The organism is Micromonospora sp. NBC_01405 (genome assembly GCF_045040155.1).
GTDB lineage: Bacteria > Actinomycetota > Actinomycetes > Mycobacteriales > Micromonosporaceae > Micromonospora.
Genome location: NZ_CP109532.1, coordinates 2,847,596 through 2,862,532, shown reverse-complemented (window position 1 = coordinate 2,862,532; position 14,937 = coordinate 2,847,596). Strand labels below are relative to the sequence as shown.

Below are 14,937 nucleotides of genomic sequence, written 5' to 3'. Positions count from 1 at the left end.
GACCCGGCCCTCGCGTTTCGCGCCGACCACCGCCCTTCCTCCTCCGGCGCGGTAGTAAGGAGCAAACCGTGGATTCCTCGCAGATCGTCGCCCAACTCGCGCACCGGGCCCGCGACACCCCGTACGCGGTGACCCCCGTCCCGGGCGGCGCGCGGGTCGGGCTGGCCGTGGCCGACATGCGCTGGCACACCCTGTTCCACCGCAGCGGGCTCACCATCGAGCACGCCGTCGTGCTGCGGTTCGACGACGCGAACCGGATCTACACCCGGCAGCAGGAGAACCGGAGGCTGAGCTACCGGTTCGGCATCGACGGGCGGGTGATCGGCGCCTCCCTGAGCGCGAGCGTCTTCAAGGGCACCCAGATCAACTTCCGGCGCGGCGCGGTCGTCGGCCGGCACGACGACGGCAGCCTGGTGCGCGGCTACCGGTTCGACTCTCGCGAGCTGACCTCGTTCGTTGACTCTGTGCTCGTCCCGTCGGGGTGGAAGCGGGCCATGGACCGGAGCACGAAGATCGGGCTGGTCGCGGGGATCGCGGGGGGCGGGATCGCGGTGCTGACGCTGATCTGCCTGGGCGTCGCGATCCTCGTCACGGGCTGAGTCGCCCCCGCCGGCCCGCCGGTCACGACCAGGCGCGTTGCAGGGCGATCCGGGCCTCCAACTCCAGCAGCGTCACCTTGCGGGGCAGGCCGCCGCCGAAGCCGACCAGCTTCGCCCCCGCGCCGACGATCCGGTGGCAGGGCACGATCACCGGGATCGGATTGCGGTTGCAGGCCACCCCGACCGCTCGCGCCGCGCCCTGGTCCCCCACGGCCTTCGCCACCGCCCCGTACGTCATCGTCTCCCCGTACGGGATGCGGGTCATCTCCCGCCACACCGCCCGCTCGAACTCGGAGCCCCGGCGCACCGCCACCGGCACCGTGAACTCGGTCAGCTCGCCGGCGAAGTACGCCCGCAACTCCTCCACGGCCCGCCCGGACAACTCGTCGCCGGGCGTCTCGGCCGCCGCCGCCACCCGCCCGAAGTGCGCGCCGCACACCCCGGCGTCGTCGGTGGCCACGGAGAACTCGCCGATCGGCGAGTCGAGGACAGTCCAGCGCACACCCCCATTCTTCCCTCCCGGTCCGACCTCGCCGCGATCAGGCCGCCCGACGAGGCAAGATTCCGGCTCCGGTGGGCGTCTTGACCATCGGAGGTGGGCGGTGACTGAGGTGACCGACGGGGAGTTCACCGCGTTCGTCAACGAGCGGGGCGCGGCCCTGCTGCGCTTCGCGTACGCCCTGGCCGGCAGCCAGCACGGCGCGGAGGACCTGCTCCAGAACGCGCTGGCCAAGGCGTACGCGCGGTGGCCGCGAATCCGGGGTGACGCCGAGCCGTACGTGAAGAAGATCCTGTACCACGACCAGGTCTCCGGCTGGCGACGCCGATCCCGGCGGCCCGAGGTGCCGGTCGACGTGCTGCCCGAACCCCCGGCCGAGCGGGACAGCGGGCACGACGTCGACCTTCGGATGCTGCTGCGGGACGCACTGCTGACGCTGCCGCCCCGGCAGCGGGCGGTGCTGACCCTGCGGTACCTGGAGGACCTGAGCGTGGAGCAGACCGCCGCCCTGCTCGGCTGCCGGACCGGGACGGTGGCCAGCCAGGCGTCCAGGGCGTTGGCCAAGCTCCGGCAGTTGGTGCCCGACTTCGCCGACCACGCCGACAGGCCGGAGGTGAACCGATGAACTCCTCCGCCGAGGAGGCGCTGCGGGCCGCCGTACACGAACTCGCGGGCGAGGCCCGTGCGGTCCCGGACCTGGCGGCCGGTGCGCTGCGGCGCGGCCGGCGGGTGCGGGCCCACCGCCGGGCGATGGTGGTGGCCGTCTCAGTGCTCGCCGTCGCCGCCATGATCCTGCCGTTCGTGCTGCTGCGGCATCGCCCGCCGGTCCTGCCGGCGGTGCCCGAGCCGACCGTCAGCGCAACCCCCGGCCCGGACCTGCTCCCGACCCCGGGCCGGGACTGGACGACGTCGCCGCTGGTCCTGCCGGGAGGCTGGGTGGTCGGCAGCGCCCTGCGCGACGGCACCGGCTGGGTGCTGGACCGGAGCCGGAACCGCTACCAGCGCGCCGCCGGCTACGCCGGGGTGTGGCCGGCACCGAGGGGCGCGTTCAGCGCTCTCGTCGACGCCAACCGGCCCCTGGAGATCGGCCTGGGCGACACGGCCCGGGGCCGGACCACCTGGATCCGCGTCGGCCCTGGCGTCGGGCCGCTGCAGTGGTCGCCGGACGGTCGGCGGCTGGTGGTGACGATCAGCGACAAGGACACCGGGGGACGGTTCATCGGCGTCCTCTCCACGGACGGCGGGTTCCGTCGCTACCCCGTCGACACCGTGCGCTACTTCTGCACCGACCACTGCTTCTTCACCTGGACCCGGGACGGCCGGGAGGTGGCGCTCCAGCAGACCGACGCGTTCGCCCCCCGGTCCGAGTCGGCGCGGCACCCCCGCCGGGGCGTGCAGCTCTTCTCCGCCGACGACGGCCGGCCGACCCGGTTCGTGGCCGTGCCCGGCGACCCGGTCGGCCCGTGGGCCTGGTCGCCGGACGGCCGGCTGGTGGTGGTGCAGGGCCAGGCCGAACCACTGCTGGTGGAGACTGCCACCGGCCGGGTGCTCCGGGCCCTGCCGACGGCAGACACCGTCTTCGTCTCCGACGACCGTCTCCTCTACCGGCGTCCGTACGGCTACCGGGACTACGTGCTCGCCGATCCGACCGGGCGGGAGCTGGCCCGGCAGCCCGTGCCGCGCGAGGTGGCCACCCTGGACCTCTCCGCCACCCCGCGCTGAGCGTGCACCGGCCCCGCCTCCGCCGGTGCGCCCTGCCCCGTGACCTCCACCTGACGCGCCCTGCCCCACCGCCTCCGCCAGGGTGTGGGCACCGCCGCCGGGTGACCTTGCGCGGCGGCGCTACCGTGCAGCTCATGGCCCCGGGGACGCTCATCTTCCTGATCATCGGCGGGGCGGGCGTCGCCGTGCTGGCGCTGGCCCTGCTCGGCGCGGAGCTGTTCCAGTTCGGCCATCCCGACGTCGACGGGCCGGTGTCCGTCGAGGCGGTCGCCGGTTTCACCGGCGCGTTCGGCTTCGGCGCCGCGATCGTCAACGAACTGCTCGGCGGGCGTACCCCCGGGATGATCACGGCGGCGGTGGCCGGCGGCGCGCTGGCGGCGGTGCCCACGGCCTGGGTCGCGGTCCGGCTCAGCCGGGCGGCCCGTACCATGCGGACCGACCCCACCCCGACCCGCAACGACCTGGTCGGCGCGCTCGGCCTGGTGGTGACCCCGGTGCCGGTCGACGGGTACGGCGAGGTCCGGGTCCGCGTCGCCGGCCAGCCGGTGAAGCTCAACGCCCGCGCCGACGAGCCGATCCCGGTCGGCGCCCAGGTCTTCGTTGTGGAGGCCCTGAGCGAGACCAGCGTGTACGTCGAAACCTACTGAGCCCTGCCGCAGGGACCCACCAACCCCTCACCCCCTCGGAGCGGAAGTCGCATGCCCCTTCTCATCGCCATCGGCGGCGTGGTTCTCCTCGTCGTCTTCCTCCTCCTCTTCGTGCTCTCCCGGATCAAGGTCGCCGGGCCCAACGAGGCGTTCATCGTCACCGGCCGCAGGGGCCGGACCACGCACACCGCCGACGGCGGCCGGTCCACCGACAACTCCGGGCAGAAGGTCGTCCTCGGCGCGTCGGTCTTCGTCCTGCCGGTGGTGCAGAAGATCCAGTCGCTGGACCTGTCCAGCCGTCGCATCGACGTCGGCATCAAGGGCGCGGTGAGCAAGCAGGGCATCCGGGCCGACCTGCACGGCGTCGCCATCGTCAAGGTCGGCGGCACCGAGGACGCGATCCGCGCCGCCGCCCAGCGTTTCCTGCACCAGCAGGCCGAGATCGACAACTTCACCCGCGAGGTGCTGGCCGGCGCGCTGCGCTCGATCGTCGGCCGGCTCACCGTCGAGGAGGTCATCCGGGACCGGGCGGCGTTCGCCAGCGCGGTGGCCGAGGAGGCCGAGCACTCGATGACCAACCAGGGCCTGGTGCTGGACACCTTCCAGCTCCAGGACATCGTGGCCGAGGGGTCGTACCTGCAGGACCTGGGACGCCCGGAGGCGGCCCGGGTGCTCAAGGACGCCTCGATCGCCGAGGCCCGGGCCCGGCAGCAGGCCGAGCAGGAGCGGCTGCTGGCCGAGGAGGCCATCGCCGAGGCGAACCGGAACCTGTCGCTGAAGCAGGCCGCCATCCAGGCCGAGATCGACGCCGCGAAGGCGAAGTCGGCGGCGGCCGGCCCGCTCGCCCAGGCCGAACGGGACCAGGCGATCCTCTCCGAGCAGCAGAAGGTCGCCGAGCGCAACGCCGAGCTGAAGCAGCGCCAGCTCGACACCGAGGTGCGCAAGCCGGCCGACGCCGCCCGGTACAAGGTGGAGCAGGAGGCCGAGGCGGCCCGCAACGCGGCCGTGCTGAACGCCGACGCCCAGCGGCAGGCCACCATCGCCGCCGCGCAGGCCGTCGCCGAGCAGTCCCGGCTCACCGGTGAGGGCGAGCGGGCCCGCCGGGCCGCCCTGGCCGAGGCGAACGCGATCGAGGGCGCCAAGGAGGGCGAGGCCGAGCAGCGCCGGCGCTCCGCGATCGCCGAGGCGGTCGAGCGGGAGGGGCAGGCCGAGGCCGCGGCCATCCTGGCCAGGGGGCAGGCCGAGGCCGACGCGATGGCCCGCAAGGCCGAGGCGTTCGCCGCGTACGGCGAGGCGGCGGTGCTGGACCTGCTGGTCCGGGTGCTGCCGCAGGTGGTCGAGGCGGCCAGCGCGCCGATCGGCGCGATCGACAAGCTGACGGTGATCTCCACCGACGGGGCGTCCTCGCTGACGAAGTCGGTGGCGAGCAACGTGGCGCAGGGGCTCCAGCTCGGCACCGACCTGACCGGCATCGACCTGGCCGGCCTGCTCGCCAAGCTGGGCGGAGGGCAGAACGTCACTGCGGCGGCCGACCACGGCGGCCGGGCCGCTGTGGACGGAAGCGCCAGCGACCGCTGAGTCACGCCGAGGCCGGCCGGACCCTTGCGGGTCCGGCCGGCCTCGTCTGTGGGGCGGGAGAAAACCGGCGCCCGCCGGACCTCCCCGGTGTGGGGCGGTACCGACGGGCGCCGGGTTTGGTGCGAGGGCCGTCAGGCGAGAGCGATGGTGAACTGCTCCGAGGAAGTCACCGAGGTGCTCTTGGCGATCAACGGCTTGGTGCCACCGGCCTCGGCCGTAACGATCATGCCGTTGGCGTTCGAGTACAGGTGGACAGTGCCGTCCGGGTGGTGCCAGCCGACGAAGAAGGCTTCCCCGTCGATGACCTCGGTGCTCTTGGCCAGCAGCGGCGCAGCGCCGCCGTTCTGTGCGACCACGTACTTGTTGTTGACCAACGCGCGGAGGGCGACCCACCCGGAGCCGAGGTCGACGAGCTCGTACTTCTCCCAGGCGCCGGCGGAGGTGCCGCGGGCGATCAGCGGCTTGTTGCCGCTGCTCTCCGCCGTGACGAAGTTGCCGTTCACCTTGGCCTGCATGCCCACGATCGGGTTCGGTGCCTCGAAGTCGAACTTCTCCCACGCGCCGATCGAGGTGCCGCGGGCGATCAGCGGCTGGTTGCCGGCGTTCTCCGCCACAACGTACTTGCCGTTGATCTGCGCCTTGAGGCTGATGCTGCCGTCGGTGTTGTTGAACAGCTCGAACTTCTCCCACGGACCGATCGCGGTGCCGCGGGCGATCAGCGGCTTGCTGCCGGCGCTCTCCGCCACGACGTACTTGCCGTTGATCAGCGACTTGAGGGCGACCAGCCCGCTGCCTGCGGAGACGACGTCGAACTTCTCCCACGCGCCGAGCTGCCAGCTGCGGGCGATCAGCGGCTTGCTGCCAGCGCTCTCCGCCACGACGAGGGAGTCGTTGATCCGGGCCCGGAGGCCGACGGAGCTGCGGCTGACCGGGGCCGCATTCACGTGCAGCAGCCGGTCGATGCTGCCCGCCGGGCCGAGCACCGCGCCGGAGATGCCGTTGGTGACGATGGCGTTGCGCACCTGCTGCGGGGTCCAGCTCGGGTGCTGGGCGAGGAGCAGTGCGGCGGCGCCGGCCACGTGCGGCGCGGCCATCGACGTGCCGTTGATCGTCTCCTGCGCGTCGGTGCCACCGATCCAGGCGGAGGTGATGCCGACGCCGGGGGCGAACGTGTCCAGGCAGGAGCCGTAGTTCGAGAAGGCGGCCATCATGTCCACCCGGTCGGTGGCGCCCACGGTGATCGCGGCCTCGGCCCGGGCCGGCGAGTACGAGCAGGCGTCGTCCGCCTCGTTGCCGGCGGCGACGGTGTAGCTGACGCCGGAGGCGATGGAGGCGGCGAGCGCGTCGTCCAGCGCCACGTCCGCCCCTCCGCCGAGGCTCATGTTCGCCACCGCCGGCTTCTGGGCGTTGTTGGTCACCCAGTCGATGCCGGCGACGACCTCCTCGGTCGTGCCGTAGCCCTCGCAGTCGAGGACCCGCACCGCGACGAGGTCGATGTCCTTGGCGACGCCGTACGTGGTGCCGCCCACGGTGCCCGCCACATGCGTGCCGTGCCCGAGGCAGTCGGACTCGATCCCGTCGGCGACGGCGTTGAACCCGAAGCTCGCCCGGCCACCGAAGTCCTGGTGGTCGATGTTGATGCCGGAGTCGATGACGTACGCGGTGACGCCGCTGGCCGACGTCGGGTACGTGTACGAGTTGTTCAGCGCGGGTGCGACCTGGTCGATCCGGTCCAGGCCCCAGGAGGGCGGGTTGGTCTGGGTGCCGCTCGCGGAGTACTTGCGGACCGGCTCGACGTACGCGACGTCCGGATCCGCCGCCAGGCGCTTCGCCTGGGCGGGGGTGAGCTGCGCGGAGTAGCCGCGCAGGGCACCGGTGAAGACCTTCCGGACCTTGCCGCCGTTGGCCTCCGCCAGGGCCTTCACCGTGCTGCGGGTACTACTCGGGCTGGCCTTGCCGTTCTTGAGCTTCACGATGTAGCGGCCCGGCACGACGCCCTTGTCGGCGCCCTTGCCCGCCTGCGTGCGCTTCGGAGCGGTCAGGGCCGGCCGCACCGGCCCGCCGGCGGCGTCCGGGCTGACCGCGCCCGGGCTGGCCTGGGGGTTCGGGGTGGTCGGGTTGGCCATCGCGGCACCAGTTGTGGTGGCGCAGACGATGGAGGTCACGGAGGCGAGCGCGAGGCCGGCCACCGTAGAGCGGCGCATTACGCCACGACTTCTCAAAGAAAACTCCCCGTTGCAGCATCAACCATCCAGCTCGGATGGCCGAGGAATGATGATTCCGGCCTCACACTGATGGACAGGAGGCCTGGATGATGTTGCACCATCATGGACGCTCGGCAAGGGGAATTACCTCAGCCGATCGGTCGATACGATGCCGACTCGTCGTCAACTTCCCGACTGTAAGGGCCATCGAAACCTCGGCGGAGCCCTCGGTCAGCCGACGATGCCCTGCTCTCGGGCCCAGCGCAGCAGCTCCGCCTCCGCCTCGTCGCGGTCCAGCGGGCCGCGCTCCAGGCGCAGCTCCTTCAGATGCTTCCAGGCCCGGCCGACGAGCGGCCCCGGTGGCACGCCGAGCAGTTCCATGATCGCGTTGCCGTCCAGGTCGGGGCGGACCCGGGCCAGGTCCTCCTCGGCCTCGATCCGGGCGATCCGCTCCTCCAGCGCGTCGTAGTCCGCCGCCAGGGCGGCGGCCTTGCGCCGGTTCCGGGTGGTGCAGTCCGAGCGGGTCAGCTTGTGCAGCCGGGGCAGCAGGTCCTCGGCGTCGGTGACGTAGCGGCGCACCGCCGAGTCCGTCCACTCGCCCCGGCCGTACCCGTAGAAGCGCAGGTGCAGGCCGACCAGCTTGACCACCTGCGTGATGACGTCCTTCGGGTACTTCATGGCCTTCATCCGGGCCTTGGTCAGCCGGGCGCCGACCACCTCGTGGTGATGGAAGCTGACCCGGCTGTCCGACCCGACCGCCTTGGTGGCCGGCTTGCCGACGTCGTGCATCAGCGCAGCCATCCGCAGGACGAAGTCGCAGCCGTCGGTCTCGTACGACACGGCGTTGCTGACCACGGTAAGGGTGTGCTCGTAGACGTCCTTGTGCTGGGCGTGCTCGTCGATCTCCAGCTTCAACCCGGTCAGCTCGGGCAGGAAGCGGTCGGCCAACTCGGTGTCGACCAGCAGCCGAAGGCCGGTGATCGGGTCCGCGCCGCAGAGCAGCTTGGTGAACTCGTCGCGGATCCGCTCGGCGGTGATCCGGTCGAGGTCGGCTGCCATCCGGGCCATCGCGGCGCGCACGTCCGGGTGGACGGTGAAGCGGAGCTGGGCGGCGAACCGGGCCGCCCGCAGCATCCGCAGCGGGTCGTCGCCGAACGACTCGGCGGGGGTGCCGGGGGTGCGGATCACCTTGGCGGCGAGGTCGTCGAGGCCGCCGTGCGGGTCGGTGAACCGGTGTCCGGGCAGGCTGACCGCCATCGCGTTGATCGTGAAGTCGCGGCGCCTCAGGTCGTCGGCGAGGTTGGTGCCGTACTCGACGACGGGGTTCCGGCTGACCTGGTCGTACGCCTCGGCGCGGAAGGTGGTGATCTCCAGCCGCAACCCGTCGCGCTGGCAGCCGATGGTGCCGAAGTCGCGGCCGGTCTCCCAGACCGACTCGGCCCAGCCCTTGATGATCCGCAGGGTCTGGTCGGGGTGGGCATCGGTGCAGAAGTCCAGGTCGTCGCCGAGTCGACCGAGCAGGGCGTCGCGTACCGACCCGCCCACCAGGTGCAGCTCGTGGCCCGCCCTGGCGAACCGGCGGCCCAGCTCGTCGGCGACGGGGGAGACGCGGAGCAGTTCGGCAACGGCGTTGCGCTGCGCGGCGGTGAGCTCGCGGCGGTCAGCGGCGTGGGGAACGGAGGCTTCGGACATGGGATCGCCAGCGTATCGGGCCGGTGGAGGAACTGATCCGCCGGGCGCGGGTAGGCGGTGGGGTTGACTATGGTCATGTGGTGCGGGCCGGTGCCCGGCTCCGACGTACCCCATGGAGGCTGGAAGATGAGCGGCGGTCTCTACCGCAGCGCGAACGCCGCGCAGGGCGGCGGCCGACCCCCGGGCGACGACGCCATCTTCATCTCGGCGGAGCCGTTGAACCAGCCCGCCGTGGAGGCGACCGCGCCCCCGCAGGAGGTCGTCGCGGAGACGAGCGCCGCGACCAACAGCGCGGTGATGGCGATCGGCAGCCTGGTCAGCCGGGGCACGGGCTTCCTGCGCACGCTCGTGCTCACCGCCGCGCTGGGTGGTGCCCTGGTCGGCGACGCCTACACCACGGCGCAGATCTTCCCGGGGATGGTCTACGAGTTCCTGCTCGGCGGCATCCTGACCAGCGTCCTGGTCCCGGTGCTGGTGCGCCGGCGCAAGACCGACGACGACCGGGGCCAGGCGTATGCCCAGCGGCTACTCACCCTGGCGGTGATCGCGCTGGCCGTGGCGGCGGTGATCGCGGTCGCGATCGCCCCGGTGCTGACCTGGCTGTACGCCAGCGACCAGCAGACCGGCGACTACCGCGGCCTGGTCAACGCGCTGTCCCGACTGATGCTGCCGATGATCTTCTTCACCGGCCTGAGCGCGCTGATCAGCGCGGTCCTCAACACCCGGGGCCACTTCGCCGCCCCGATGTGGGCGCCGATCCTCAACAACATCGTGGTGATCGCGACCGGCGGCCTCTACATCGCGATCTTCGGTGCGAAAATCGTCGAGCCGGACGAGATGACGTTCGGGCGCATCCTGTTGGTCGGCGGGGGCACCCTGCTCGGCGTGGCGATCCAGGCGGCCGGCCTGCTGCCGGCGCTGCGCAAGGTCGGCTTCCGCTGGCGGTTCCGCTTCGACTTCGGCAAGCTCGGCCTCGCCGAGCTGGGCCGGCTCGGCGCCTGGATGTTCTGCTACGTCGCGGTCAGCCAGCTCGGCCTGATCGTGGTGTTCAACCTGCTCAGCCGGGCCAGTGGCGAGAAGGCGGCCGGCCCGCTGATCTACAACAACGTCTTCCTGCTGCTGATGATGGCGCACGGGATCATCGCCGTATCGATCATCACGGCGCTGATGCCCCGGATGAGCGCCGCCGCCGCCGACGGCCGGTACGCCGACCTCGCCGCCGACCTGTCCCGGGGCACCCGGACGGTCACGGCGGTCCTCGCCCCGATCGGGGTCTGCTACGCGGTGCTCGCCGCCCCGATCGCCTTCGCCCTGTTCCAGCACGGCGCGTTCACCGAGCAGAACGCCCGGGACACCGTCCCGGTGCTGGTCGTGGCGGGCATCGCGCTGGTGCCGTTCGCGATCAGCCAGCTCTTCACCTTCGCCTTCTACGCGCTGCCGGACACCCGGACCCCGGCCCTGATCAACATCCCGGTGGTGGGGCTGCGGGCGGCCGTACAGATCGGCCTCTTCTCGCTCTTCGCGGCGAGCTTCGCCGCCGCCGGGATGATGCTCGGCAATGCCGTCTCGTACGTGGCGGCAGCCGTCATCTCGGCGTGGCTGCTGCGCGGCCGGGTGGGGCGGATCGGGATGGGGCAGATCAGCGGCACTTTCGTGCGGGTGGCCGCCGCCGCCGCCGGGGCCACCGTCGTCGGGTTGCTGGTAGTGAAGCTGCTGCCGGGCGACGACGCACCCACACTGGTCCAGTCGGCGGTGCAGATCGTGGTCGGCGGCGCGGTCATCGGTGGGACTTACCTGGGGCTGGCCCTGGTGCTGCGGATCAGGGAGATCACCGAGGTGATCGGGATGGTCCGCAGCCGAATCGGGCGCTGACCCGGGACCACGCCGGGTCCGACCGGCAGGTGCCCGGCCCGGGCTGGCACGCAGGGTGACTGGGGATCACCAGGCTGGGGATACACCTGTGGATAACTCAGCGATTCGCGGGTCAGCGACCGTAAGTGCCTGTGGACAACCAGCCGAAAGGTTGAGCATGGCGGGCCGTTGGGTGGGGAATTCGGGCGGCGGAACTGGCCCGCCACACCGGTACGGCCCCTGCGACGACTACTTGCGGTCAACCTCTAGATTGGCCAGTACATGTGCCAGCAACGCGGCCGACAACGGCCGTAACCGGACGAGTCCGGCATGTCCCGGCACCTCCGCCGGGTACGGCGGGAAGATGACATGTCGGCGAGACGGGCAACCCGGGTAAGGTCGCTCTCGACGGGTACGGCTGAGCCAGGCGTTCCACGTCGGCACCGTCGGCCGGTTCCTCAACAGGCAGAGCGGGAAGCCACATGCCCAGCAGCGCGGGTCCATCGATCGACACGATCACCGAGGGAGGACGGGTGACCCAGGTCGGCGAGGGTCAGGAGGCAGCGGAGAGCGCGCCGCCGATCATGACCTTCGGTGCTCCCACGGCGGGTGAGATCCTCGCCGAGCGGTACGAGCTGGTCGAGCACATCAACAACGACAGCGCTGGCCGGCTGGTCTGGCGCGGAGTCGACGTCGTGCTGCGCCGTCCCGTCGCGGTCGTGCTGCGCTACCCGGGCGGCGACTCGGCCACCGAGATGCTCCAGGCGGCCGTCGCGGCCAGCCGGGTGATCCACCCGAATCTGGTCGGCGTCTACGACGCCATCGACGAGGCCGAGCGGGCGTACGTGGTCCGCGAGTGGGTGGACGGGCAGTCCCTGCGGGAGCTGGTCGCGGACGGCCCCCTCGACCCGGGCCGGACGACCGCGATCGGCAACGCGGTGGCCAGTGCGCTGGCCGCCGTGCACGCCACCGGCATGGTGCACGGCAACATGCACCCCGGCACCGTGATGATCAGCGAAGAGGGCCGGGTGGTGCTGGCCGACGCCCGCACCGACGGCGCCGACAGCCAGGACAACGACGTCCGGGCGATCGGCGGCATCCTCTACTTCGCCCTGACCGGACACTGGCCGCACGCCGAGGCTCCGCTGCACGGCGCCACCGCCGGGCACGGCCGGGCCGCCATCCCGGACGCCGTCCGCGATGCCAGCGGAGCGATCGCCGCGCCGAGGCAGGTCCGCGCCGGCGTGCCGGCCTACCTCGACGACCTGACGATGGATCTGCTCGACGCCGGGATCGCCCCGCCCCCGTCGGACGTGCTCGCGGCCGAACTGGGCCGGCTCGACATCCCGATCGAGGAAGAGCCGTACCTGGAGCCGGCCGGCCCGCTGCGGTTCGCCGCGGAGACCGGCGACGAGCCGTCCCCACTGGCGTCGGTGGGCGGCCGGAAGGTCGCCATCGGCATCGCCGGCCTGCTGGCGGTCGCCCTGGTCGGCCTGCTCATCGGGATCAGCGCGCTGGGCGGGGACGACGATCCTCCGCAGACCGAGCCGGTGGCCCGGCCGTCCAGCAGCGCCCCGCCCAGCGAGGCGGCCCCCGCCGCCACGCGCAAGCTCTCGCCGAGCGACGTACGCATCATCGACCCGGACAGCAAGCTCCGCGACGAGCTGGGCGGCGCCGAGAAGGTGATCGACGGCGACCAGGACAAGGGCTGGGACACCGACACCTACACCCAGCCGAACTTCGGCAACCGCAAGAGCGGCATGGGGGTCTGGATCGACCTCGGCGAGGAACGCACGGTCAAGTCGGTGCAGGTGAACCTCTCCGCCACCGGGGCGTCCGCCCAGCTCTTCGCCGGCAAGACCGACCCGCCCTCCACCTCGGCCGGCGACAAGTCGCTGTTTACGAGCTATAAAACGAGCCCGGTCGGCCAGCCGTTCGAGGAGCACGACGGCACCACCATGACCTTCAACGGCTTCGACGCCGACACGAAGTACCGCTTCCTGCTGTTCTGGCTCACCGCGCTGCCCTCGAACGACCGGGGCTACCAGGTCACGGTCCAGGAGATCACGGTCCAGGGGTCGTGAACCGACGACCGTCGACGGGTCGCCACCCGGGGCGGGCGTGGTGATGGACGGCCACGGCGAGCGGACCACAGACGTACCGGTGGACGGCCAGCGCCGTCCGCCGGTCGCCGTTCCGGCCGGCTCCGTCCCGGGCGTCGGACCGAGCGACGTGGAACTGCTCCGCGCCCACGTCGCCGGCGACCGGTACGCCTTCACCGAGCTCTTCCACCGACACCGGGACCGGCTCTGGGCGGTGGCCCTGCGGACGGCCGGCGACCGAGAGGAGGCCGCCGACGCGCTCCAGGACGCGCTGCTCTCCGCCCATCGCGCGGCAGCCCGTTTCCGGGGCGATTCCGCCGTCACCACCTGGCTGCACCGGATCGTGGTGAACGCCTGCCTGGACCGGATCCGTCGCCGGCAGGCGCACCCGACCGTTCCGCTGCCGGACGGGACGTACAGCCCCGACGACGGCCCGTCGACCGGCGGGGTGGAGCCGGCCGCCCCCGTCCAGGACCACGACACCGCTCTGGTGGTCCGCCAGGCCCTCGCCGAGCTGCCGGTCGAGCAGCGGGCCGCGCTGGTGCTGGTGGACGTGCAGGGCTACCCCGTCGCCGAGGTGGCCCGGATCCTCGACGTCGCCGAGGGGACGGTCAAGAGCCGCTGCGCCCGGGGCCGCGCCCGACTCGCCGTGGCCCTCGGCCACCTGCGAACGGGCGTCGTTCCCGGCGGGACGACCGACGAGCGCCCGAACCTCCGGTCCGGGCGGGTCGCCCCGCCGCAGGAGGGGCGGGCCGGAACGCGCGGCCGGGACGCCGCCGAACCCGACGGCGGGAGCATGGCCGGGCCGGACGTGCCCGTCGTCACCCGGGGGAACCCTCGGCAGGCGGGGGGCGTCCGATCTGGGTCGGGGCACTCCCGGCGCGACGCCAACCAGGAGGAATCGTGACGGCCGGGGGGTTCAGGGAGGTCGACCACGACCTGCTCGCCGACTACCTCGGTGGTGCGCTCGACAGCACGCCGGACGAGGCAGTCGTGGCCCGGCTGGTCGAGCAGGACCCGGCCTGGGCCGAAGCCCACGACGCGTTGGTGCCGGCTCTGGCCCGGGTCGGTGAGGACCTCGCGGCCTGGGCCGGTCCGGCCCCCGAGATGCCGCTCGCGGTCGCCGACCGGATCGCCGCCGCGCTGGCCGGCGCCGGCCCGGGTACGCCCACCGCCAACCCCACCACCGTGCCGGACGCCACGGACCGGACCGGCCCCGACCACGCGACCCACGTTCCGGCCGCGCTGGTCCCGACCCAGCCGTCGGGCGGGTCACGCCGGGCCGCCGGCGGGTCAGGGCCGACGACCGGGCGTACCGGGACCGCCGGTCCCGGCCGGCGCGGACGACGCTGGGCCCGGATCGCCGGGCCGGTGGCGCTGGCCACGGCGTCGGTGTTCGCCATCGGGCTGGGGCTCAACCGGTTCGTCACCGAAACCACGCAGTCCGACAGCGCGTCGACCACCGCCGCCGGGGCTGCACGGGGCGCGCAAGACTCGTTCCGCGCGGCCGGCACCCCACAGCGCAGCGGCACCGACTGGACGCCGGAGGCGCTGGCCACCGGGGCCACCAAGGCCACCGGCGTGCCGCCGACCGGGCCGGCCAAGTCGTTGGGGCAGGGATCGGCGGGGCCGCCGGCCGTCGGGGGGGAACGCCTCCCGGCGGCTGATGGCCTCTACCGGCTCACCACACGGAGCGCCCTGGACTCCTGCCTCGCGGCGGTCAGCACCGAGCACGGGGCCGGTCCGCTCACCGTCGACCTGGTCGACTATGCCCGGTTCCGGGGGGACCCGGCGCTGGTGGTGCGCTTCGTCGACCCCTCCGGGGCGCGCTGGGCGTGGGTCAGCGGCCCGGAGTGCGGCGTACCCGGATCCGGGGCCGACACCCGCTACCGGGCGCGGGTAGGGTGAGGTCGCGGTGCGCCGGCCGGCGTGACCGGCCGGGCCCGGCGAGACGGAATCGGCGTTGCCGTCCTTCCACGTGACCTGACCCACCGGATGACCGGCTCGGGAATCCCCACTTCGTACGATGGCGTTCTGCAAGTC

Annotated in this window: 12 protein-coding genes; 9 read left to right on the top strand and 3 right to left on the bottom strand. The window is 72.7% G+C overall.

Annotation, left to right across the window (positions count from 1 at the left end; all coding sequences use genetic code 11):
- Positions 1 to 68 precede the first annotated feature (68 nt).
- On the top strand, positions 69 to 599 hold the full coding sequence (locus OG559_RS11930; RefSeq protein ID WP_405115158.1) for a hypothetical protein: 531 nt from the start codon (positions 69 to 71) through the stop codon (positions 597 to 599).
- A 22-nt stretch (positions 600 to 621) separates the two neighbouring features.
- On the opposite strand, the gene OG559_RS11925 is transcribed toward OG559_RS11930, so the two are convergent.
- A complete protein-coding gene (locus OG559_RS11925) occupies positions 622 to 1,101 on the bottom strand; it encodes a methylated-DNA--[protein]-cysteine S-methyltransferase (RefSeq protein WP_405115156.1) in 480 nt (159 codons plus the stop codon).
- 100 nt (positions 1,102 to 1,201) lie between these two features.
- On the opposite strand from OG559_RS11925, the gene OG559_RS11920 reads away from it, so the two are divergent.
- The 4 genes from OG559_RS11920 (at position 1,202) to OG559_RS11905 (ending at position 5,045) form a co-directional block, all read left to right on the top strand.
- On the top strand, positions 1,202 to 1,723 hold the full coding sequence (locus OG559_RS11920) for a SigE family RNA polymerase sigma factor (protein WP_405115154.1): 522 nt from the start codon (positions 1,202 to 1,204) through the stop codon (positions 1,721 to 1,723).
- Entirely contained in the window at positions 1,720 to 2,820 is a 1,101-nt protein-coding gene (locus tag OG559_RS11915; RefSeq protein WP_405115152.1) for a hypothetical protein, read from the top strand. Before OG559_RS11920 ends, OG559_RS11915 begins: the two co-directional genes overlap by 4 nt.
- Before the next feature lie 134 nt (positions 2,821 to 2,954).
- Positions 2,955 to 3,467: a hypothetical protein gene (locus OG559_RS11910; protein ID WP_405115150.1), complete on the top strand. Its 513-nt coding sequence runs from the start codon at positions 2,955 to 2,957 to the stop codon at positions 3,465 to 3,467.
- Between the two features lie 51 nt (positions 3,468 to 3,518).
- On the top strand, positions 3,519 to 5,045 hold the full coding sequence (locus OG559_RS11905) for a flotillin family protein (protein WP_405115148.1): 1,527 nt from the start codon (positions 3,519 to 3,521) through the stop codon (positions 5,043 to 5,045).
- Positions 5,046 to 5,176: 131 nt separating this feature from the next.
- On the opposite strand, the gene OG559_RS11900 is transcribed toward OG559_RS11905, so the two are convergent.
- Together OG559_RS11900 and OG559_RS11895 are read right to left on the bottom strand one after the other, a co-directional pair.
- Positions 5,177 to 7,249, bottom strand: coding sequence for a S8 family serine peptidase (locus tag OG559_RS11900; RefSeq protein ID WP_405115146.1), 2,073 nt, complete (start codon positions 7,247 to 7,249; stop codon positions 5,177 to 5,179).
- Between the two features lie 231 nt (positions 7,250 to 7,480).
- Entirely contained in the window at positions 7,481 to 8,941 is a 1,461-nt protein-coding gene (locus tag OG559_RS11895; protein ID WP_405115144.1) for a CCA tRNA nucleotidyltransferase, read from the bottom strand.
- A gap of 126 nt (positions 8,942 to 9,067) precedes the next feature.
- On the opposite strand from OG559_RS11895, the gene murJ reads away from it, so the two are divergent.
- From murJ to OG559_RS11875, 4 genes are all read left to right on the top strand, one after another.
- Positions 9,068 to 10,813, top strand: coding sequence for a murein biosynthesis integral membrane protein MurJ (gene murJ, locus OG559_RS11890; protein WP_405115142.1), 1,746 nt, complete (start codon positions 9,068 to 9,070; stop codon positions 10,811 to 10,813).
- A gap of 461 nt (positions 10,814 to 11,274) precedes the next feature.
- Positions 11,275 to 12,876 carry a protein kinase family protein gene (locus OG559_RS11885; RefSeq protein WP_405115140.1) on the top strand — a complete coding sequence of 534 codons (1,602 nt, stop codon included), beginning with the start codon at positions 11,275 to 11,277 and terminating at the stop codon, positions 12,874 to 12,876.
- 43 nt (positions 12,877 to 12,919) lie between these two features.
- The gene (gene sigM / locus OG559_RS11880; RefSeq protein WP_405116595.1) at positions 12,920 to 13,801 is read left to right on the top strand and encodes an RNA polymerase sigma factor SigM; all 882 of its coding nucleotides are present in this window, start codon (positions 12,920 to 12,922) and stop codon (positions 13,799 to 13,801) included.
- Positions 13,798 to 14,802, top strand: a complete 1,005-nt coding sequence (locus OG559_RS11875; protein ID WP_405115138.1) for a hypothetical protein — start codon at positions 13,798 to 13,800, stop codon at positions 14,800 to 14,802. The genes sigM and OG559_RS11875 overlap by 4 nt, the downstream gene beginning before the upstream one ends.
- Positions 14,803 to 14,937: the final 135 nt, after the last annotated feature.